This window comes from Priestia sp. 53B2 (assembly GCF_056099005.1).
The window spans coordinates 1-940 of sequence record NZ_JBLZXA010000061.1 but is presented as its reverse complement, the minus strand read 5'-3'; the positions used below and the strand labels follow the sequence as shown (position 1 = coordinate 940).

Genomic DNA, 940 nt, shown 5'->3' with positions numbered 1-940 from the left:
GGTATATTGTTTATTACAACCACAAACGAATAAAAGTAAAATTAAAAGGATTGACCCCTGTAGAATACAGAATTCAATCCTCATTCGCTGCTTAGATAAAGGGTCTAACTTTTCGGGTTCAGTTCATTGCCTAACTCTGAGGTAGTTTTTTTCTTTTTTTAAGCTGTATACGATATACAAATTCAGTTACCATAATGAATTTTATCGGCAACCATAAATAAATAGCAGCTTAATTCAAGTTACTATTGTTATACATAATTTTCCTTTATCTGAACATTCTACTTAAGAAAGGCTAAAATATTTGCTCTAATATATAAAGGTGGATTCATGTAAATGAAGGGTGAAAATCATAAAATTTTTCTTGCAACTTTCGCTATTTATGCTATTCCCTTTGCTATTATCTTTTTTACCGATTGTTTAGTTCGGATAAATAGTAGAAAGTAATTTATACTCTTGCTGGATAATAAATCGTATTTTGAGCAAACTACTCAAGACGCCGTGAGGCTTCAGTCCTTTGGCTAAATAATGTAGCAGAAAAAACTCCTGAACAGGTCACAGGAGTTTTTTTCTGTTTTAAAGCTGTATATGATATACAACGTTAGTTAACATAATCACTCTTTCCGGTACACATACAAAAAGAAACCCCTTGAGCCACAAGGAGTTTAAGAGAGATTACTATTATGAATTATGCAGCTTTTTATACATATGTTAACCCCTATAAAAAATTGCCTATATGCGAAAAATATGATGAAAATAGCTTATTCCATACATCAAATATGTATGAGCTCTACTAAAAGCAGCCGAATAATCACGGTTGCTCTTTTTTTGCCTAAAATCGTGTTGCTAGCGAACTCATACGCAAAATTAAAAGTCTTTTCGTGAGTAGTTGTATTAGTAATTTCCTCATACTACCTCTTATTTTCTTCAACACAAATCAAAT

General features: G+C 31.6%; 1 protein-coding gene. It reads left to right on the top strand.

What is annotated here, in order from left to right:
- Positions 1–95, top strand: a 95-nt coding sequence (locus tag ACN6NE_RS31005; RefSeq protein WP_157842248.1) for an IS3 family transposase, incomplete at its 5' end; no start/stop codon positions are given.
- Positions 96–940 lie beyond the last annotated feature (845 nt).